Annotated in this window: 1 pseudogene; it reads right to left on the bottom strand. The window is 63.0% G+C overall.

Annotated elements, in window-relative coordinates:
- Positions 1-208: pseudogene (groEL, locus tag WDW90_RS40520) on the bottom strand (chaperonin GroEL); the annotation flags it as partial.

Raw genomic sequence — 208 nt, 5'->3', positions numbered from 1 at the left:
CGGCAGGAGCGCCTGCAGCGAGGAGAGCTTCTTCTCGTGGATCAGGATGTAGGGGTCATCCAGATCCGCGACCATCTTCTCGGCGTTGGTGATGAAGTAGGGCGAGAGGTAGCCGCGGTCGAACTGCATGCCCTCGACCACGTCGAGCTCGGTCTCGGCGGTCTTGGCTTCCTCAGCCGTGATCACGCCCTCGTTGCCGACCTTCTGC

It is taken from the genome of Methylobacterium nigriterrae (genome assembly GCF_037106235.1).
GTDB classification, from domain to species: domain Bacteria; phylum Pseudomonadota; class Alphaproteobacteria; order Rhizobiales; family Beijerinckiaceae; genus Methylobacterium; species Methylobacterium nigriterrae.
Note: the sequence above shows the minus strand (reverse complement) of the source record. Positions and strands in the feature narration are given on the sequence as shown.